This is a genomic window from Lentzea sp. NPDC055074, from assembly GCF_053608005.1.
In genome coordinates, this window is record NZ_JBSGUQ010000003.1 from 599,322 (window position 1) to 617,355 (window position 18,034).

The following is an 18,034-nucleotide window of genomic DNA, read 5'->3' on the forward strand; positions in this document are numbered from 1 at the left end:
GAGAGCACCGATGACCCACGTGGACGGCAACGCGCTGGCAGGCGACCTGCGGGAGATCTTCGCGGTCGACCTGACCGTCGCGACCGGGCAGTGCTCGGGCTGCGGGTACAAGGGATCCGTGGCGAGCCTGCGCGTCTACCAGAACGCGCCCGGCGTCGTGGCGCGCTGCCCGCACTGCGAGGAGGTCGTGCTGCGGCTGGTCCGCGGACGCGACCGAGCGTGGCTCGACCTGCGCGGCACGGTGAGCCTGGAGATCCCACTGCCTTGAGGAGAACGATGGACCTGGCCTGCCAGGCGGTGCTGTTCGACATGGACGGCGTGCTGACCGACTCGACGGTCTCCGCCGAACACGCGTGGACGCAGTGGGCGCACGAGTACGGCGTCGACCCCGAGGACGTCCTGCGCGGGCTGCACGGCCGTCGCGCCACGGACACCGTCCGCCTGCACGTCCCCGAGTCCTCGCACGCCGAGGCGCTGGCGCGGATCAACGAGATCGAGGTCGCCGACGCCGGCTCGACCGACCCGATCCCCGGCGCCCGCGAACTGGTCGACTCGTTGCCGGGCAACTGGGCGCTGGTCACGTCCGCCCCGCCGGAGCTGCTCACGGTCCGGCTGGCCGCGGTGGGCATCCCGCTGCCGTCGGTGGTCATCAACGGTGACGACGTCACGCACGGCAAGCCCGACCCCGAGGGCTACCTGAAGGCCGCCGGCAAGCTCGGGCTGCCGATCGGCGAGTGCGTGATCTTCGAGGACAGCGGCAACGGGATCGCCGCAGGGCTCGCCGCCGAGGCCGCCACCGTGGTCGGTGTCGGCGAGGGCGCGCTGCACACACCGGCGCCGGTCGTCGTGCGGGACCTGCGTTCGGTCCGGTGGACCGGCCACGGCCTCGAGGTGTCCGGGGAGCTCCGTCGGCCCGCGTGAGGTCTGGACCCGTTCCAGACCTCACGACCCACCACCGTCATCTCCCGGAAACTTGTCCGGTTTGACATGCCCGATACCTCCGAACGGCCGTAGCCCCGATGTTGAATCGTGTGCGTTGATGTGTGGGAGCGCTCTTACAACGTTGTAAAACGAAGGGGATCTTCGCCGATGAAGAAAGCCGCCCCCGTACTCGTAGCTCTGCTGCTGGCGCTGGGCGTAGCGCCCGGCACAGCGTCCGCAGGTGCCGCCGAGCCCGTGCACGGCCTGAAGGGCGAGTACTTCACCATGTCGGCACCGGGCGCGCGGGACTTCGCGAACCTGGCCGGCACCGTGCTCGACGCCGACATGAACCAAGGGGACCTGACCGGTGTGTTCGGGTTCCTGGCCGGCCGCACCGAACACACGACGGCCCGCTGGACCGGGCAGATCGCGGTGCCGCAGACCGGCGACTACACCTTCCACGCCGTCGGGGACAACGGGTTCCGGCTGCTGATCGACGACAAACCCGTGATCGACCACTGGGTGCCCGACTGGGACCGCGAGCAGACCAGCGCGCCGGTGACGCTCACCGCCGGCCGCCAGTACGCGTTCAAGATGGAGATGTTCCAGGACGTCGGCGGCGCCAACATGTTCCTGCGCTGGTCGAGCGCGACCACGCCCAAGCAGCTCGTGCCCGAGTCCGCGTTCACGCCGCCCGCCGACTTCCAGGTCGTGCCGCGCACGGCCGAGGTCTCCCGGGACGGGCGCACCCTGACCGCGGACTTCGGTGGCCGCGTCACGGGCGTCAACGACCTGAAGGAGCACCTGCGCGTCGAGGTCGACGCCACCCCGTTCCCGATCTCGGCCATCACCACGAACCGCAACCGGGCGACGATCCGGCTCGGTGAGCGGGTGCTGAAGGGCCAGCGGGTCCGGATCTACTACGACGGCGCGGGCGCGCTCGCGGTCGACGGCAAGAAGGTCGAGAAGACCGCTCGCACGACCGGCAACGTCTCCACGGAACGGCTCAGGACGCCGTGGGGCGAGAAGGTCGACACGCGCAACCCGCTGCCGGAGTACCCGAGGCCGCAGCTCGAGCGCGACAAGTGGCTCAACCTCAACGGACCGTGGGAGTTCGCGGGCGCGAAGGCCGGCGAGCAGCCGGTGTTCGGGAAGAAGCTGCGCGAGAAGGTCGTCGTCCCGTACCCGATCGAGTCGCAGCTCTCCGGCCTCGAACGGCACGAGGACCACATGTTCTACCGCCGCACGGTCAACGTCCCGAACGACTGGCGGATCGGCTCCGGGCAACGGCTGAAGCTCAACTTCGGCGCGGTCGACTACGAGGCCAAGGTCTGGGTGAACGGCAAGCTGGTCGCCGAGCACACCGGTGGCTACACGGCGTTCGGCGCGGACATCACCGACGCCCTCAAGCGCGGCGGTGAGCAGGAGATCGTCGTCGCCGTCACCGACACCACCGGCCCGAACCAGCCCAAGGGCAAGCAGTCGCCCAACCCCAGCGGCATCTTCTACACGCCGTCGTCGGGCATCTGGCAGACCGTGTGGCTCGAACCGGTGGCGGACAAGGGCATCGACGAGATCAAGACGACCCCGGACCTCGCCACGAGCTCGCTCAGGGTGAACGTCAAGTCCGCCGGCACGGCCACGGTCACGGCCGTCGCGCGTGACGCCAGGGGCAAGCAGGTCGGCACCGTCACCGGTCCGGCGAACTCGGACCTGACGCTGCCGGTGCCGAACGCGCACCTGTGGACGCCGGACGACCCGTACCTCTACAAGCTCGACATCACGCTCGGCAAGGACAAGGTCAAGAGCTACTTCGGCATGCGCTCCACCGGCATCGCGAACGTCGGCGGCACCCCGAAGCTGACGCTCAACGGCCAGCCGATCTTCAACCTGATGCAGCTCGACCAGGGCTTCTACCCGGACGGCCTGAACACCGCACCGAGCGACGAGGCGCTGGTGTTCGACCTGCAGGCGCAGAAGGACCTCGGCTTCAACGCGGTCCGCAAGCACATCAAGGCCGAACCCGCCCGCTGGTACTACCACGCGGACCGGCTCGGGCTGCTCGTGTGGCAGGACTTCGTGGCCCTCGAGGACGGCAACGACCCGCTCTCGCAGGAGCGGTTCGTCAAGGAGGGCAAGGAGCTGATGCACCAGCTCCAGAACTACCCGTCGATCTACGCCTGGATCGTGTTCAACGAGGGCTGGGGCGAGTGGGACAGGACCGTCACCGGTCAGATCACCGACGAGGTCAAGGCGATCGACCCGAGCCGGGTCGTCAGCGCGCACAGCGGCGTGAACTGCTGCGCGTCCAAGGGCGACAGCGGCAAGGGTGACGTCATCGACCACCACGACTACAACAACACCGACCCGGCCCGTCCGGACGGCAAGCGAGTCGTGATGGACGGCGAGCACGGCGGCTTCACGCTGCGCACGCCGGGACACCAGTGGCCGGGCGCGCCGATCGCGATCTACAGCGGCGTGGCGGACAAGGCGGCGCTGACGGCCAAGTACGTCGACAACACCCGCACGTTCTACCTGGGGCAGGCGCGGCAGGAGATGTCCGCGTCGGTCTACACGCAGGTCACGGACCTCGAAGGTGAGCTCAACGGGCTCTGGACCTACGACCGCAAGCGCATCAAGGTCGACCCCGGTCCCGTCCGCGAGATCAACCGGCGCGTCATCGAGGCCGGGGCCAACGCGGGCAAGCCGTACCCGTACGCGGGCAGTGGCGAGTGGAAGCTGAACGAGACCAAGGGCGCCACGGCCAAGGACTCGACCGGCAAGAACCCGCTGACGCTCAGCCCGACCGGCGCCACGTGGAAGGACGGCGCGCTGCAGTTCAAGAACGGCTCGGCTGACACCTACGGCCCGGTCGTCGACACGACCAAGGACTACACGGTGTCCGCGAAGGTCAAGCTGGACGAGGTGCCCGCCAACTACGCCTCCGCGGTGAGCCAGGACGGCAGGGAACGGGAGAACCCCTTCTACCTGCAGTACGGGCAGGGCGCCTGGGCGTTCAGCACGCCGGGTGGCAACCGCGCCCGGTTCGAGACCACGCCGGAGATCGGCCGCTGGTACGAGCTCAAGGGAGAGCGCAAGGGCAACGAGATCCGGCTCTACGTGGACGGCGCGCTCGTCGCGACCGCCGCGGCGGGACCGGCGATCGTGAGCACCGGCGCGTTCACCGTGGGACGTGCCAAGTACAACGGCCAGAACGTCGATTTCTGGCCTGGTGCGATCAAGGACGTCCGCGTCACCTCCTGATCTAGGGAGAACGCTCTCCGGACGTGGTACAACCGTCGTATGAGCAAGGTTGCGCCCACGCTGGAGGACGTCGCGAAGGTCGCGGGAGTGTCCCGCGCGACGGTCTCGCGTGTCGTCAACGGCACGCGGAACGTCGATCCCGACATCCAGGAGACGGTGCGCAACGCGATCGAGCAGACCGGGTACACGCCCAACCGCGTGGCCCGGTCTCTCGTCACCCGGCGCACCGGCACCGTCGCGCTGGTGATCTCCGGCGCCGGCGGGGGATCGGACGTCTTCACCGACCCGTTCTTCGGCCGCGTCACGGCGGGCGTGGTCGACTTCCTGCGCGGCCACAGCGTCCACCCGGTCCTCATGCTCGCCGACTCGGACCACGCGCGGACCGAGGTCGTCGAGTTCCTCAGACAGGGCAGCGCCGACGGCGCGCTGCTGGTGTCCACCCACCCCGCCGACCCGCTGCCCGCCCGCCTGCTCGACGCCGGCGTCCCGTCGGTGCTCTACGCGCGGCCCGGCAGCCCGATGCCGGTCAGCTACGTCGACATGGACCACCGCGCGGGCGGCAGGCTCGCCGCCGACCACCTCGTGGCGACGGGCCGGTACAACATCACCGCGATCTCCGGCCCGATGGACGTCCTGGCGAGCCAGGACCGGCACGCCGGCTTCCGCGACGCCATGGCCCGCCACGGTTTCCCGTACGTCCCGACGGTCGAGGGCGGCTTCACGGCCGAGAGCGGCGCGGCGGCGATGCACCAGCTGCTGGCCGAGTGCCCCGACCTCGACGCCGTGTTCGCCGCGAACGACCTGATGGCGCAGGCGGCCGTCGACGTGCTGCTGGAGCACGGACTGCGCGTGCCCGACGCCGTCGCGGTGGTCGGGTTCGACGACAGCGCCCCGGCCCTCGCGTGCCGGCCGCAGCTCACCACGGTCCGGCAGCCCGTGGAGCGGATGGCCGCGCAGATGGCCGACCTCCTGCTCGCCGACCTGGAAAAACCGGGACAACGGCCGAGATCCGTCATCTTCGAACCGGAACTCGTCGTCCGGGCCTCTGCCTGATTGACCTGCCCGACACGCGGCGTTAACGTGCCTTGGGAGAGCGCTCTCACGCCCCTGTCCAAGGCTTTCAGCCCTTCCCCCGTCAGGCAGGATCATGGGCTCAACCCTGTCCAGGGCCGCCGCGTTCGCCGCTGCCGCTCTGTGTTTGGTGACCACTGTCAGCGCCACGTCGCAGGCTGGAGCCGCCGCGTGCGGCACCAGCAACGTCGCCCTCAACCGCCCCGCCACCGCGTCGTCGACCGAGAACGGTGGCACACCCGCGTCGGCCGCCGTGGACGGCAACGCGGGAACCCGCTGGTCCTCCCAGTTCTCCGACCCGCAGTGGCTGCAGGTCGACCTCGGCTCCACGCAACAGGTCTGCCGCGTGGCCCTGAACTGGGAGGGTGCGTACGGCAAGGCCTTCCAGGTCCAGGTGTCCGACACGGCGGCCGCGAGCTCGTGGCGTGACGTGTACTCGACGACCACGGGCACGGGCGGCACCCAGTCGCTCGACGTCACCGGTTCAGGCCGCTACGTCCGGGTCCTGGGCACCCAGCGCGGTACCGGCTACGGCTACTCGTTGTGGGAGCTGGGGGTCTACACCGGCACCCCGGACACGCCGGGTGTCACGCCGACCGACCCGCGCAACCCGGACTTCGGCCCGAACGTGTACGTCTACGGTCCGGGCTCGTCGCAGGCGGAGATGCAGTCGAGGCTCGACGCGATCTCCGCGCAGATGAAGACGAACCAGTTCGGCCCGCAACGGCACGCGGTGCTGTTCAAGCCGGGCAGCTACAACGCCGACGTCAACCTGCGCTTCTACACTCAGATCGCCGGTCTCGGTCTCATGCCGGACGACGTGAACATCAACGGGCACATCCGCGTCGAGGCCGACTGGCTGCAGCAGGGCGACGACCCGAACAACCTCGGCAACGCCACGCAGAACTTCTGGCGCGGCGCCGAGAACCTCTCGGTCACGTTGCCCGCCAACCAGATCGAGCGCTGGGCGGTCTCGCAGGCCACCGCGTACCGGAGGATGCACCTGCGTGGCCAGGCGCACCTGTGGAACGGCTACGACGGCTGGGCCAGCGGTGGCCTGATCGTGGACAGCAAGATCGACGGCGTGACGGTCTCCGGATCGCAGCAGCAGTTCCTCACCCGCAACAGCAACCTGGCGGGCGGCTGGTCCGGTTCGGTGTGGAACATGGTCTTCGCGGGAACGCAGGGCGCACCGCCCAACAACTTCCCGAACCCGTCGCACACCACGGTCGACACCTCGCCGGTGACGCGCGAGAAGCCGTACCTGTACTTCGACAACTCCGGTGAGTACCGCGTCTTCCTGCCCGCGCTGCGCCAGAACTCCCGGGGTACGAGCTGGGAGAACGGCAACCCCGGCACGTCGGTGTCGCTGGCGGACTTCTTCATCGTCAAGCCCGGTACCCCGGCCGCGACCATCAACGCGGCTCTGCAGCAGGGCAAGCACCTGCTGCTCACGCCGGGCATCCACCAGCTCGACGACACGATCCGCGTGACCCGCCCGAACACCGTCGTGCTTGGTCTCGGCCTCGCGACGCTGACGCCCACCACGGGCAAGGCCGCGCTGACGACGTCCGATGTGGACGGTGTGAAGCTCGCCGGGTTCCTGGTCGACGCGGGGGTGCAGAACTCCCCGGTGCTGCTGGAGATCGGTGACTCTAGCGCGACCTCGCACGCCGCCAACCCGACCTCGCTGCACGACGTGTACCTGCGCGTCGGCGGGTCGCAGGCCGGCAAGGCGACGGTCAGCATGCGCGTCAACAGCCGCAACACCATCATCGACCACACCTGGGTGTGGCGCGCCGACCACGGCGAGGGCGTCAGCTGGACCGCGAACCCCGGCCAGAACGGCGTGGTCGTCAACGGTGACGACGTCATCGCCTACGGGTTGTTCGTCGAGCACTACCAGCAGCACAACCTGATCTGGAACGGCAACGGAGGCCGCGTCTACCTGTACCAGAACGAGCTGCCCTACGACCCGCCCAACCAGTCCGCGTGGATGAACGGCTCGAAGCGGGGCTGGGCCGGCTACAAGGTCGCGGACACCGTGACCACGCACCAGGCGTTCGGTGTCGGCGTCTACTGCTTCAACCAGGCCAATCCGAGCGTGGTCACCGACAACGCCTTCGAGGCGCCGAACCGGTCAGGTGTCCGGTTCACGCACCTCGTAGCGGTGTCGCTCGGTGGCGTGGGCACGATCGCGAACGTCATCAACGGCACGGGCGGTCAGGCGGACCTGGCGAACCAGGTCCGGTACGTCGTCAACTACCCCTGACCGAGCCTGCTGAGCTGATCCCTGCGGGATGACTCGACGGACGCCGCGAACTCCTTGGTCGCGGCGTCCGTTCCGCTTTCCTGCTCGCTCCGCGCGAGCTCGGCGGTCTGGTCGAGGTGCTCGTGGAGCTTCTTCGCGAGCGAGGAGGGGTCCGTCCGGATGGCCAGCAGGTCGGCCTCGGAGACCAGGCCGGGCATCTGGTGCCCGGCGTGCAGGTTGGTGTCCGGCAGCCCGGCCCGGTCCCGCAACTGTCGCAGGTGGACCAGCTCGGCCGTGTGCGACGTCCTGAGCGCCGCGGCGAACTCGGCGAGCGCCGGCGGGGCGGCGTCGAGCGCGGGCAGGAGCTGTTCGTTCATCGGGATCATCAGCTGGACCCACGCCGTGTCCGTGGCGTTGAACGGGGACACCGGCGCCGGCGGGGGAGCGGGCGCGGTGGCGCACCCCGCCAGCAGCAGCAACGCGGGAACACCCCAGGGCACGCGCCGCCCTGGGGTGCATGAGGCGAGGAACCTCACCGCGGCAACCGGTAGTCCGGTCCGAGGGCGGCACCCCGATTCGGCTTGTACAGGTCGAACCCGCGCGGGTCGCACTGCAGGCCGCCGTTGACGCAGTGGCGGACGAGCGCGGCCTGGGTGGGGGCGTCCCAGGCGTTCATGAAGTCGTAGTGCCAGGTGTACCCGCGGCCGCTGGCGAGCCGCACGCGGGACATGTCCCCGGACACCGGGAACGCCATCTTGAACTCGATCATCGGCACCGCGACCGGGTGACTGGCCGGGCAGACCAGCGTCGCGCGGTCCGGATAGGCCATGTGCGACTTGTGGTCCGCCGAGTCGAGGTCACGGCCGTTCCAGCAGCTCGGCGCCTGGTAACGGACGTTGAGCTGCGTGCCGGGCGGGCAGTACGCCGGGATGTCCCAGTTGTGGAAGCTGTCGCCGCACTCCCAGCCCTCGACCGCGCCGGGTGCGGTGCGGAACTGCTCCTGCGTCGCCGTGGGACTGCCGACCACGAACCGGATGCCCGGCGGGAACGGCACGACGTCCTGGTACCGCAGGATGCCGGACTTGTAGTAGATCACCTGTGGGAAGTTCGGCGGCACGATCTGGTCGCCGTTGTAGACCGACGGGAACCAGTACGCGGACTTGTCGTCCGGCGTCTTGCAGTTGGTCTGGGCTCCCTTGAGCGAGTCGTTGGTGCTGCGGGCGTTGGTCGAGGGGTTGCCGAGGAAAGTGTGCATGTGCGACGCGCCCGGTAGTCCCGGGAAGACGATCGGGTCGTCCGGGAGGTGGGTCGTGACCGAGCAGTTCGCCTGGAACTCGTGGTGCGTGACCAGGTCGTCGGCCTGAGCCGACTGGGTCGCGACCACGACCACGGCCGCCACCAGGGCAGCCGTCATCGTCAACGCGCTGAGTTTTCGGGACACCTGTGTCCTCCTGCCGAGTGGGGAAACCGGCTTGGAGAGCGCTCTCCCAACCAGGCTCCCGCCCTCGTGCGCGCCGTGTCAAGACCGGTTCTTTGACACCCGCCGACGTCTGGTCGTACGGTGCGACGGCAGGGTTGTGAGAGCGCTCTCCTCCTACATCCCTCCAGAAAGCGTGCGGACATGCGAACTCTGACCAGGTTCATCGCGGCGAGCGCGGCGGCGGCAGCGCTGCTCCTCGGCTCGGCACCCGCGTCCCAGGCCGCGGAACCGGTCCAAGTGGACGTGGGAGGCGGGGGCGACGCGACGTTCCTCCCCGACACCTTCGGCACCGGCGGCCTCACCGACACCAAGCCCGCGGACAAGCGGGCGCACACCGTCTTCAGCCGCACGGTCACCCACCGCATCCCGGACGAGGTCTGGTATTCGGCCCGGCACCTGGAGTCGGCCTACGAGGTCACGGGCCTCACCGCGGGGGGCGCGTACGAGCTGCGGCTCTACTTCCTCGACTGGTACTTCACCAGGCCGGGGCAGCGGATCTTCGACGTGGACGTCAACGGAACCCGTGTGCTGCAGGACTTCGACATCGTCGGCACGGCGGTCGAGGCCGGCGCGGACGCCCCGCTCACCGCGTTCGGCGTGGAGAAGGACTTCGCGGTGACGGCCGACGAGGACGGCGCGGTGCGGATCGACTTCGTGCGCGGCAAGGTCAACCAGCCGCAGGTCAACGCGATCGTGCTGGTACCCGCGCCCTGACCCGTGTTGTCCGGGATCTGACACACCGGCCCTGAAACGTGCAAATGTTCGACATCCACTTCCCTGGAGGTCGAATGAACCAGCGCACGCGGCCGGGCACGTGGGCGCCGGTGCTCGTCGCGTCGGTGTTCCTGGTCGCGCTCAACCTCCGGCCGGCGTTGACCTCGGTCGGCCCGCTGCTGCCGCAGGTCGGGGCGGAGGAAGGCCTGACCGAGGGGGCGCAGGGACTGCTGGGCGCGCTGCCGCTGCTGGCGTTCGCGGCGATCTCCCCGCTGGTCCAGCACCCGGCACGGCGGTTCGGGCTGGAGCGCTCGCTGCTCGCGGCCCTCGTCGTGCTCGCGATCGGCGCGGCGGTGCGCTCCGGCGCCGGTGACGCCGGTCTCTGGATCGGCACGGCCGTCACGGGCTGCGCGATCGCGATCGGCAACGTGCTGGTGCCGACGATCGTGAAACGGGACTACCGCGACCACGTGTCCCTGGCGACCGGCGTCTACTCCGCGTGCATCACCGTCGGGGCCTCGATCGCGTCGGCCGTCGCTGTTCCGCTCTCACACGTCTGGAGCTGGCGCGGCGCGCTCGCGTTCTGGGCGGTCCCCGCGCTCGTCGTCGCCGTGCTGTGGCTCCCGCGTGCCTGGAACGGCGGCCCGGTCGCCGAGCCCGGGGCGGCGGACCCGCGTGCGGCGGTGAGCGTGTGGCGGCAGCCGACCGCGTGGCTGGTGACGGCGTTCATGGGACTGCAGTCCACGACGTTCTACGTCATGGTCACCTGGTTCCCGACGGTCGAGATCGCCGCGGGCGTGCCCGCCGAGCAGGCCGGTGTCCACCTCTTCGTCTACCAGCTGGTCGGCGTCGCCTCCGGCCTCGCGATCCCGCGCCTGCTCCGGCGCGGCCACGACCAGGTGGCCGCCGCCGTCACCGCCAGCGTCCCGATGGTCGTCGGCGTGATCGGGCTCGTGCTGCTGCCGGCGTGGAGCGTCCTGTGGGCGGTGATCGCCGGCCTCGGCACGGGAGCGTCGCTGGTCGTCGCGCTCACGTTGATCAGCCTGCGCGGCCACGGCACGCACGGCACGACGCAACTGTCCGGAATGGCCCAGTCCCTCGGTTACCTGCTCGCGGCGGCCGGCCCGGTCCTGGCGGGCTACCTCGCCGAGCACACCGGCTCGTGGACGGCGTCGCTCGTCCTGGTCGGCGTGCTCGGCGCCGTGCAGGTCGCGATCGCCTTCGTGGTCGGCCGGGTCCCCGTTGTCCCTCGGGGCAGATCAGGCGGAGTTCAGGGAGAACCCTGATGGCAGCGCGCCCGGTCACGGGCAGGCTGGAGGCCGTAAGGGGAATTCCGCAGTTCGAGGAGAGTCATGAGCGAAGCCAAGCCCGAGTCCACCCGTACCGCCGTCGACTCGGTGGTCGACGCCGTTCGCGGGCTGGTCAGCGAGGGTTTCAACCGTCGCGTAGTTGTGCGTGACAGCAAGGACGACGTGGTGCTGGAGGTGCCGGTGGCGCTCGGGGTGGTCGCGGCGTTCGCGGCTCCGGTGGCCACGACCATCGGTGCCGGTGTCGCGCTGGTCGGCAAGTGCGGGATCAAGCTCGAGAACCGCCAGCAGCCCACCAGCCAGCCCGCGACGACGACGGTCGAGTCCGAGCGGATCTAGCCCGTCGTCGGGGCGGGGTCGTCCAGGGGGATCTGAACGACCCCGCCCCGCTCACGATCAGCTCGTGAGGTCCAGCCACATGATGCGCAGGCCGACGTCGCCCAGGTCGGGGTGGCGAAACGCTCCGGGCGCGATGCCGAGCGTGACGAACCCCAGGTTCTCGTAGAGGCGGACGGCGGCCGCGTTCGTGTCGACCACGGCGTTGAACTGGATCGCCGCGAACCCGCTGCGTCGCGCCCAGCCGATCATGTCGGTGGTGAGGGCGCGGCCCACACCGGCGCCCCGTGCCTGCCCGGCGACCATCAGCGTGCCGGACGCGACGTGGCTCCCGGCGCCCGGCCGGTTGGCGTACATGTTCGCGGTGCCGAGCACCCGCTCCCCGTCGGTGGCCACGACGACCCTCGCCGGCGCGGCCAGCAGCCACATCCGCTTCGCGTCGGGCTCGGTCAGCGCGGGGTCGTAGGGGATGGTCCGCTGCTCGGTGACGACCTCGCGGAGGATCGGCCAGATCTGCGGCCAGTCGTCTTCACGCGCTTCGCGGATCACGGTCTTTTCAGGTGACTGCACGGCTTTCATCCTGCAGACCTCTCCCGCTCGCCACCATCCATTTTCGACTGATCGGCGAGGTCGCCGACACCGAGGTCGGTGACAGCGCCGAGACGCCCTCGGCTGGTCAGCAGGTTGCCGGGTGCGGGAGTCGCCGTGGCGCCTGACCGGCGGAAGTGTGTCAGCGGAGCACGAGCCCGCTCAACCGATTACCTTCCCTCCCGGAGAGACGGTCGTACTGCGGGAGGACGGACCTTGACGCGCCACACGTTCACCACCCGGATCGAGCTCAACGGCAAGACCGCGACCGGCTTCCGCGTCCCGGCGGACGTCGTCGAGGCACTGGGGCAGGGCAAGAAGCCCAAGGTGTCGGTGACCATCGGCGCCCACACCTACCGCAGCACCGTGGCCGTGTACGACGGTGACTTCATGCTGGGCCTGAGCGCCGCCAACCGGGAGGCCGCGGGCGTCGGCGCCGGGGACACCGTCGAGGTGACGCTGGAACCGGACCTGGCGGCACGCACCGTCGTCCTGCCCGACGACCTCGCGGCGGCGTTCGACGAGAAGCCCGGCACGCTCGCCGCGTTCAGGGCGTTGTCCTACAGCAACCAGCGGCAGCGGGCCGAGGCGGTGGCGGCGGCCAAGCAGGCCGAGACCCGTGCGCGGCGCATCGAGAAGATCATCGCCGAGCTGTCCTGACGGTCTCAGCCGGCCTCGGCGGCGCGGTAGGCGCCGGGGGTCTGGCCCATCGTGCGGGAGAACGTGTCCACGAACGCGCTCGTCGTCGCCCAGCCGCAGCGGTGCGCGGTCTCGGTGACGGTGGCGCCGCCGCTGAGCTCGATCATCGCCTGGAAGACCCGCACGTTGGTGCGCCACTGGGGATACGTGGTGCCGAACTCGGTGCGGAACAGGCGGGCCAGGTGGCGGTCGCTCGTGCCGGCCCTGGCGGCGAGCCACGTGATCGTGCGCGGGCGGGTCAGGTCGTCGGTGACGAGCCGGCACGCGTCGGCGAGCCGCTGGTCGCGGGCGGTGGGCAGGGTCAGCGACGCCAGGTCGGCGCGGCGGACGCGGTCGCGGATCACGGCACGCAGGCGTTCCGCCTCGGCCTCGGGGACACCGGGTTCGGTGCACGCCATCAGCAGTTCGCGCAGCAGGTTCGTCACCGTGATCACCGTCGGGCGGTCGCCCGGGAACAGGACCTCCTGCGGCGGGAACCGGAACAGGTGCACGAGGGCGTGGCCGTAGACGCGGTGCTCGTGCCAGGTCTGCGCCGGGGTCCAGACCGCCCGTTGTGCGCTGGCGACCCACGTGCCGTGCTCGGTCGTCGTCGCGAAGATGCCGTTGCTCACGTAGAGCAGCTGGTGCTCGCCGTCATGCCGGTGCGGCTCGATGACGGTGCCGGCGTTGACCTCGTGGCGGTATTGCGACACGAGTGGGCAGTTTATCGGAAGTTTTCGTGACGCCAGTGGATCACCGTTGACCGCATGAGACGGTTCTTCGCCGACACCCGGCCCCTGTCGATCCCGGACTTCCGCAGGTCCTTCCTCGGCCAGGGCACCGCCGTCGTCGGCATGATGATCACCGCGGTGACGGTGCCCGTGCAGCTCTACGACCTCACGCGCTCGTCGCTCGTCGTCGGGCTCAGCGGCGTGGTGGGCCTGGTGCCGGTCGTGGTGTTCGGCCTCTACGGAGGCGCGGTCGCGGACGCGGTCGACCGCCGCAAGCTCGTCCTGGTCTCGTCCTCGGTCTCGTGGGTCGTGACGCTCGCACTGCTCACCCAGAGCAGTGCGGACGTGCGTTCGCCGGTGCTGATCCTCGGGCTGGTGGCCGTGCAGTCCGCGAGCTTCGCGGTGTCGGCGTCCGGGCGAGGCGCGATCGTGCCGTTGCTGGTGCCGACCGAACTGGTGCCGGCCGCCAACGCGTTGAGCTACACCATGTCCACCCTCGGCCAGGTGCTCGGACCGCTGCTGGCCGGTGTCCTGGTGCAGTTGCCGAACGGGTTCACCTACGCCTATGCCACGGATGCGGTGCTGTTCACCGCTTCGCTGTACGCCACGGCGAGGCTGCCGTCGTTCGCGGTGGCGGACCGCGCCGGGCGGCCCGGGCTGAGGTCCGTCGTGGAGGGGCTGCGGTTCCTGGGTGGCAACCCGGTGCTGATGATGTCGTTCGCGGTCGACATCGCGGCCATGGTGCTGGCGACGCCGGAGGCGTTGTTCCCGCAGGCCGCCGCCACTCGGTTCGACGGCGGTGTGGGCCCGCTGTACTCGGCGATCGCGGTCGGCTCGATCCTGGCCGGGCTGGTCAGCGGCTGGATCGGGGGCGTCCGCCGGCAGGGCGTGGCGCTCACGCTCGCCGTGGTCGTCTGGTCGGCGGCCGTCGCCGTCGCGGGCTTCGTGACGAGCCTCTGGGTGGTCGTGCTGTTGCTGGTCGTCGCGGGTGCCGCGGACTTCGTCAGCGCCGTCTACCGCCAGGCGATCCTGCAGACGTTCGTGCCGGACCGCCTGCGCGGGCGGCTGCAGGGCGTCTTCACCGTGGTGGTGAACGGCGGACCGCGCCTGGGCGACCTGCGCGCCGGGTTCATGGCGGCGGCCACGACGTTCACGCTGGCCTGGTCCGGTGCCGCACTGCTCTGCATCGCGGTCGTGGTCGTCGCGGCGGTGTGCGTGCGGCCGTTCTGGCGCTACGACGCACGCCAGGCGTCCGGTGACGCAGCCCACGCGGTTTCTCGTTGAAGTTTCAATATAAAGGGTGCACCCTCATATGTGAAACTTCAACAAACCGGAGGCTGGCATGAGCATCGCCCTGAAGCCGGCGGCAGTCCGCACGCAGGTGACCGTGCCTCTCGAGTTCCCCGACGGGTACACCACCACCGCGGAGGTGTTCACCTTCACCGGGCTCGGTGACGGCCGTGAACACCTGGCGCTGGCCTTGGGCGACTGGCGGTCCGTGCTCGCCCGCGGCGACGCTCCTCTCGTGCGGCCGCACAGCGAGTGCCTCACCGGGGACGTGTTCGGCTCGCAGCGGTGCGACTGCGGTCCCCAGCTGCGCGAGGCGGTGGAACGGATCTCCGGCGCGGGCGGCTTCCTGCTGTACCTGCGGCAGGAGGGGCGTGGCATCGGCCTGTACGCCAAGCTCGACGCCTACGCCCTGCAGGACTCCGGCCTCGACACCTACGAGGCGAACCTCGCGCTGGGCCGCGGGGAGGACGAGCGCGACTACTCGGCGGCCGCGCAGATGCTGCAGGCGCTCGGGGCCGACCGGATCCGGTTGCTCAGCAACAACCCCGACAAGGCGCTGCAGCTGGACGCCCTCGGCGTGCGGGTCGTCGAGCAGGTGCCGACCGGCGTGCACCTCACCGGCGCCAACGCCGCCTACCTCTCCGCGAAGGTGTCCCGCACGCACCACACCCTCGCCCTCCCGGCCGCCTGACTCCACGAAGGACCGCGAAGACCATGACGCTCGACGTGATCGACCACAAGAACGCCGCGACCGGCGTACCGGTGCACCCGCTGCTGTCGCGGCGCTGGAGCTCCCGCGCGTTCGAGCCGGGCCACGAGCTCGCGGACGAGCAGGTGACGGCCCTGCTGGAGGCGGCCCGGTGGGCACCGAGCGCCTCGAACACCCAGCCGTGGCGGTTCGCCGTGGCGCACCGCGGCACCGCCGAGCACGCGGCGGTGCTCGGGACCCTGGCCGGTGGCAACCAGGTCTGGGCGCGGGACGCGTCCGCGCTGATCGTCGTCGCGGCCCGGACGACGAACGCCGACGGCGCCGCGCAGCCGTGGGCCGTCTACGACGCGGGTCAGGCCGCGGCACACCTGTCGGTGCAGGCCGAGGCCGAAGGACTGGCGGTGCACCAGATGGGCGGCTTCGACCGCGACCGGCTCACGTCGGTGCTCGGGGCGGACGGCGTGACGCCACTGGTGGTCGTCGCCATCGGCCTGCGCGCCGAGCCCGCCCGGCTGAACGAGCCCCTCGCCGAACGCGAGGCCGCCGCCCGCGTGCGTCTGCCGATCGACGAGCTCCTGCTTCCGGTCCAGGTGTGACGCTCCAGTACCCCGGCAGACCCGGGAGAGGGGAGGATGGCGTGGTGACCGACGTTCGCCCCGCACCTGCCGCCGCCGAGCCCCGGTGGCTGACCAGTGCCGAGATGACGACCTGGCTGAACATCACGCAGCTCCTGATGTTGCTGCCGACCGCGCTCGACCGGCAGCTGCGCGACGACGCCGACCTCACGCACGCCCACTACCGGATCCTCGCGATGCTCAGCGCCGAGCCCGGCGGCAGCATGCGCATGACGCAGCTCGCCCGCAAGGCGGGCACCACCACGACCAGGCTCTCGCACGCCGTCTCCTCCCTGGAGGAACGCGGCTGGGTCGAGCGCCGGGCGTGTCCGACGGACAAGCGCGGCCAGGTCGCCGCGCTCACCGGCGGAGGCCACGACTTCCTGCGCGCCGCCGCGCCGGGTCACCTCGCCGAGGTGCGCAGGCTCGTCTTCGACCACCTGTCGAGTGACGACGTCGCCCGGCTGGGAGAGATCACCGCGAAGCTCCTGCCGGTCCTCGACGGCACCCCGGCTCAGGGCTGACCCAGCGCCCGCTCCATCGCGAGGCGGGCCCGCTTCGGCGCCTCCTGGTCGTGCTGGAGCTGCATGGCCGCGTTCAGCGCGAAGCCGGCGGCGAGGATCTCGAACAACGCCTGCTCGACGTCGAAGTGCCCCGGTAGCTCGTCCAGCTCGACGGCGGTGACCAGGTCGGCGCGCAGCTGCTCCTGCCAGCGCGACCACGCCTCGACCACCGCGTCGCGCACCGCGCCGGGACGGCCGTCGAACTCGCTCAGCGACGCCGTCACCAGGCATCCGCCGGGCAGCGGCGGATCGGCGAGGTAGCGCACGGAGCTGTCGCACAGCACGCGCAGCCGGCGCAGGCCGGGCCGTTCGGTCAGCGCGGGCTCCACGTACCGCTGCCAGAAGTCGACGAACGCCTTGTCCAAAGTGGAGACCTGCAGCGTCTCCTTCGTGCCGAAGTGCTTGTGCACCCCGGACTTGCTCATCTCCAGCTCGTCGGCGAGACGGCCGATGGTGAGGCCCTCCAGGCCCTCCTCCGAGGCGATCTCCGCAGCGCGGCCCAGGATCCGGGCTCGGGTGATCAGGGCCTCGGCGGCGGAGCGGCGCGGTGACATGCCGCAACAATAGCGCACGCTCGTTCGCTATTGATTTGGAGAACGTTCGTACGCTAACTTCGCCGCAACCACCGCGAAGGAGTTCTGGGATGCGAGTACGACGGCTGGGCTGGGCGGGTCTCGAGGTCGAGGCGGCAGGCAGGACGGTGCTGATCGACTACGTGCGGGACCTGTCGCCCCTCTTCACGGGCTGGAAGCCCGGCATCGGGCTGGCCGCGCCGAGCGGGAAGGCCACCGCCGCGCTGGTCACGCACCTGCACCGCGACCACACCGACGCGTCGGCACTCGCGGAGGCACTGCCCCGGCGTGCGCCGGTCCTCCGCCCGGCGCGCGGGCACGGCGACGACGTGGACAACGTGGCGACGTTGCTGAGCGAGCGCGAACTGGTCGAGCACGGGATGGCCGCCGAGGTGGTCGACACCTGGTCCGTGCGGGAGTTCGGGCCGTTCCGGGTCACGGCCGTGCCGTCCATCGACGGGCTGGGCGACCCGCAGCTGAACTGGGTCGTCGAGGCGGACGGGCAGCGCGTCTTCCACGGCGGTGACACGATGTTCCACGGCTGGTGGTGGCTGGTCGCGCGCCGGTTCAGCCCGTTCGACGCGGCGTTCCTGCCCGCCAACGGCGCGGTGGTCGACGCGCCGCACCTGCAGCCGCCGAGCCCGGTCACGGCGGCGATGGACCCGTTCCAGGCGGCCGCGGCGGCGGAGATCCTGGGTGCCCGGTACGCGGTGCCGATGCACTACGAGACCGAGCAGCCGTTCAAGCTGCCGGGGTACGTCGAGGTGGGCGACCCGGAGGGGGAGTTCCGCGAGCACGCCGGGAAACGCGCGCACGTGCTGGCTGTCGGGGAGTGGCTGGACCTGGCTTCCTGAGGGTGTGGCCGGTCGGCCGACAGCCGCGATGCTCGCGGCGGCCGTGGCGCTGGTGGTCGTCCACCAGGTCCTCCGCCCGGCGCGCGGGCAC

At 70.6% G+C, this 18,034-nt stretch carries 19 protein-coding genes; 14 read left to right on the forward strand and 5 right to left on the reverse strand.

Annotation, left to right across the window (positions count from 1 at the left end):
- The first annotated feature begins 10 nt into the window (after window positions 1–10).
- The 5 genes from ACWF7A_RS09945 (at window position 11) to ACWF7A_RS09965 (ending at window position 7,528) form a co-directional block, all read left to right on the forward strand.
- Window positions 11–268 carry a DUF6510 family protein gene (locus tag ACWF7A_RS09945; RefSeq protein WP_452250067.1) on the forward strand — a complete coding sequence of 86 codons (258 nt, stop codon included), beginning with the start codon at window positions 11–13 and terminating at the stop codon, window positions 266–268.
- A gap of 8 nt (window positions 269–276) precedes the next feature.
- Window positions 277–921 carry an HAD-IA family hydrolase gene (locus ACWF7A_RS09950; protein ID WP_452250068.1) on the forward strand — a complete coding sequence of 215 codons (645 nt, stop codon included), beginning with the start codon at window positions 277–279 and terminating at the stop codon, window positions 919–921.
- A gap of 168 nt (window positions 922–1,089) precedes the next feature.
- The gene (locus tag ACWF7A_RS09955) at window positions 1,090–4,185 is read left to right on the forward strand and encodes a PA14 domain-containing protein (RefSeq protein WP_452250069.1); all 3,096 of its coding nucleotides are present in this window, start codon (window positions 1,090–1,092) and stop codon (window positions 4,183–4,185) included.
- A gap of 39 nt (window positions 4,186–4,224) precedes the next feature.
- The gene (locus ACWF7A_RS09960) at window positions 4,225–5,238 is read left to right on the forward strand and encodes a LacI family DNA-binding transcriptional regulator (RefSeq protein WP_452250070.1); all 1,014 of its coding nucleotides are present in this window, start codon (window positions 4,225–4,227) and stop codon (window positions 5,236–5,238) included.
- Window positions 5,239–5,332: 94 nt separating this feature from the next.
- Window positions 5,333–7,528 carry a discoidin domain-containing protein gene (locus ACWF7A_RS09965; protein ID WP_452250071.1) on the forward strand — a complete coding sequence of 732 codons (2,196 nt, stop codon included), beginning with the start codon at window positions 5,333–5,335 and terminating at the stop codon, window positions 7,526–7,528.
- On the opposite strand, the gene ACWF7A_RS09970 is transcribed toward ACWF7A_RS09965, so the two are convergent.
- Both ACWF7A_RS09970 and ACWF7A_RS09975 read right to left on the reverse strand, forming a co-directional pair.
- Window positions 7,519–8,007, reverse strand: a complete 489-nt coding sequence (locus ACWF7A_RS09970) for a DUF305 domain-containing protein (RefSeq protein ID WP_452250072.1) — start codon at window positions 8,005–8,007, stop codon at window positions 7,519–7,521. The two genes, ACWF7A_RS09965 and ACWF7A_RS09970, sit on opposite strands and share 10 nt — an antisense overlap.
- Window positions 8,008–8,039: 32 nt before the next feature.
- On the reverse strand, window positions 8,040–8,948 hold the full coding sequence (locus ACWF7A_RS09975) for a DUF1996 domain-containing protein (protein ID WP_452250073.1): 909 nt from the start codon (window positions 8,946–8,948) through the stop codon (window positions 8,040–8,042).
- 180 nt (window positions 8,949–9,128) lie between these two features.
- Between ACWF7A_RS09975 and ACWF7A_RS09980 the strand changes: the two genes are divergently transcribed.
- From ACWF7A_RS09980 to ACWF7A_RS09990, 3 genes are all read left to right on the forward strand, one after another.
- The gene (locus tag ACWF7A_RS09980; RefSeq protein ID WP_452250074.1) at window positions 9,129–9,701 is read left to right on the forward strand and encodes a malectin domain-containing carbohydrate-binding protein; all 573 of its coding nucleotides are present in this window, start codon (window positions 9,129–9,131) and stop codon (window positions 9,699–9,701) included.
- Window positions 9,702–9,775: 74 nt separating this feature from the next.
- On the forward strand, window positions 9,776–10,987 hold the full coding sequence (locus tag ACWF7A_RS09985; protein ID WP_452250075.1) for a CynX/NimT family MFS transporter: 1,212 nt from the start codon (window positions 9,776–9,778) through the stop codon (window positions 10,985–10,987).
- A 66-nt stretch (window positions 10,988–11,053) separates the two neighbouring features.
- Window positions 11,054–11,347, forward strand: coding sequence for a DUF4342 domain-containing protein (locus ACWF7A_RS09990; protein ID WP_452250076.1), 294 nt, complete (start codon window positions 11,054–11,056; stop codon window positions 11,345–11,347).
- 57 nt (window positions 11,348–11,404) lie between these two features.
- On the opposite strand, the gene ACWF7A_RS09995 is transcribed toward ACWF7A_RS09990, so the two are convergent.
- A complete protein-coding gene (locus ACWF7A_RS09995; RefSeq protein ID WP_452250077.1) occupies window positions 11,405–11,914 on the reverse strand; it encodes an N-acetyltransferase family protein in 510 nt (169 codons plus the stop codon).
- Between the two features lie 234 nt (window positions 11,915–12,148).
- On the opposite strand from ACWF7A_RS09995, the gene ACWF7A_RS10000 reads away from it, so the two are divergent.
- Window positions 12,149–12,592, forward strand: a complete 444-nt coding sequence (locus ACWF7A_RS10000; protein WP_452250078.1) for a YdeI/OmpD-associated family protein — start codon at window positions 12,149–12,151, stop codon at window positions 12,590–12,592.
- 5 nt (window positions 12,593–12,597) lie between these two features.
- Here the strand turns inward: ACWF7A_RS10000 and ACWF7A_RS10005 are convergent, their stop codons facing one another.
- Window positions 12,598–13,323 carry an AraC family transcriptional regulator gene (locus tag ACWF7A_RS10005; RefSeq protein ID WP_452250079.1) on the reverse strand — a complete coding sequence of 242 codons (726 nt, stop codon included), beginning with the start codon at window positions 13,321–13,323 and terminating at the stop codon, window positions 12,598–12,600.
- 54 nt (window positions 13,324–13,377) lie between these two features.
- Between ACWF7A_RS10005 and ACWF7A_RS10010 the strand changes: the two genes are divergently transcribed.
- From ACWF7A_RS10010 to ACWF7A_RS10025, 4 genes are read left to right on the forward strand one after another with little or no spacing between them, the layout of a single operon-like run.
- Entirely contained in the window at window positions 13,378–14,625 is a 1,248-nt protein-coding gene (locus ACWF7A_RS10010) for an MFS transporter (protein WP_452250080.1), read from the forward strand.
- A gap of 58 nt (window positions 14,626–14,683) precedes the next feature.
- On the forward strand, window positions 14,684–15,322 hold the full coding sequence (locus ACWF7A_RS10015; protein ID WP_452250081.1) for a GTP cyclohydrolase II: 639 nt from the start codon (window positions 14,684–14,686) through the stop codon (window positions 15,320–15,322).
- Window positions 15,323–15,345: 23 nt separating this feature from the next.
- Window positions 15,346–15,936 carry a nitroreductase family protein gene (locus ACWF7A_RS10020; RefSeq protein WP_452250082.1) on the forward strand — a complete coding sequence of 197 codons (591 nt, stop codon included), beginning with the start codon at window positions 15,346–15,348 and terminating at the stop codon, window positions 15,934–15,936.
- A gap of 44 nt (window positions 15,937–15,980) precedes the next feature.
- Entirely contained in the window at window positions 15,981–16,478 is a 498-nt protein-coding gene (locus tag ACWF7A_RS10025; RefSeq protein ID WP_452250083.1) for a MarR family winged helix-turn-helix transcriptional regulator, read from the forward strand.
- On the opposite strand, the gene ACWF7A_RS10030 is transcribed toward ACWF7A_RS10025, so the two are convergent.
- Window positions 16,469–17,071, reverse strand: a complete 603-nt coding sequence (locus ACWF7A_RS10030; protein ID WP_452250084.1) for a TetR/AcrR family transcriptional regulator — start codon at window positions 17,069–17,071, stop codon at window positions 16,469–16,471. The genes ACWF7A_RS10025 and ACWF7A_RS10030 overlap by 10 nt on opposite strands.
- Before the next feature lie 89 nt (window positions 17,072–17,160).
- On the opposite strand from ACWF7A_RS10030, the gene ACWF7A_RS10035 reads away from it, so the two are divergent.
- Window positions 17,161–17,943 (forward strand): MBL fold metallo-hydrolase, encoded by a 783-nt coding sequence (locus ACWF7A_RS10035; protein WP_452250085.1) that lies wholly within the window; start codon window positions 17,161–17,163, stop codon window positions 17,941–17,943.
- Window positions 17,944–18,034: the final 91 nt, after the last annotated feature.

Bases quoted from the DNA above. Each gene is read 5' to 3' on its own strand.
- ACWF7A_RS09960 (WP_452250070.1), top strand. From the start codon at position 4,225: ATGAGCAAGGTTGCGCCCACGCTGGAGGACGTCGCGAAGGTCGCGGGA.
- ACWF7A_RS10015 (WP_452250081.1), top strand. From the start codon at position 14,684: ATGAGCATCGCCCTGAAGCCGGCGGCAGTCCGCACGCAGGTGACCGTG.
- ACWF7A_RS10020 (WP_452250082.1), top strand. From the start codon at position 15,346: ATGACGCTCGACGTGATCGACCACAAGAACGCCGCGACCGGCGTACCG.
- ACWF7A_RS09985 (WP_452250075.1), top strand. From the start codon at position 9,776: ATGAACCAGCGCACGCGGCCGGGCACGTGGGCGCCGGTGCTCGTCGCG.
- ACWF7A_RS09965 (WP_452250071.1), top strand. From the start codon at position 5,333: ATGGGCTCAACCCTGTCCAGGGCCGCCGCGTTCGCCGCTGCCGCTCTG.
- ACWF7A_RS09945 (WP_452250067.1), top strand. From the start codon at position 11: ATGACCCACGTGGACGGCAACGCGCTGGCAGGCGACCTGCGGGAGATC.
- ACWF7A_RS10010 (WP_452250080.1), top strand. From the start codon at position 13,378: ATGAGACGGTTCTTCGCCGACACCCGGCCCCTGTCGATCCCGGACTTC.
- ACWF7A_RS09955 (WP_452250069.1), top strand. From the start codon at position 1,090: ATGAAGAAAGCCGCCCCCGTACTCGTAGCTCTGCTGCTGGCGCTGGGC.
- ACWF7A_RS09950 (WP_452250068.1), top strand. From the start codon at position 277: ATGGACCTGGCCTGCCAGGCGGTGCTGTTCGACATGGACGGCGTGCTG.
- ACWF7A_RS10035 (WP_452250085.1), top strand. From the start codon at position 17,161: ATGCGAGTACGACGGCTGGGCTGGGCGGGTCTCGAGGTCGAGGCGGCA.
- ACWF7A_RS09990 (WP_452250076.1), top strand. From the start codon at position 11,054: ATGAGCGAAGCCAAGCCCGAGTCCACCCGTACCGCCGTCGACTCGGTG.
- ACWF7A_RS09980 (WP_452250074.1), top strand. From the start codon at position 9,129: ATGCGAACTCTGACCAGGTTCATCGCGGCGAGCGCGGCGGCGGCAGCG.
- ACWF7A_RS10030 (WP_452250084.1), bottom strand. From the start codon at position 17,071: ATGTCACCGCGCCGCTCCGCCGCCGAGGCCCTGATCACCCGAGCCCGG.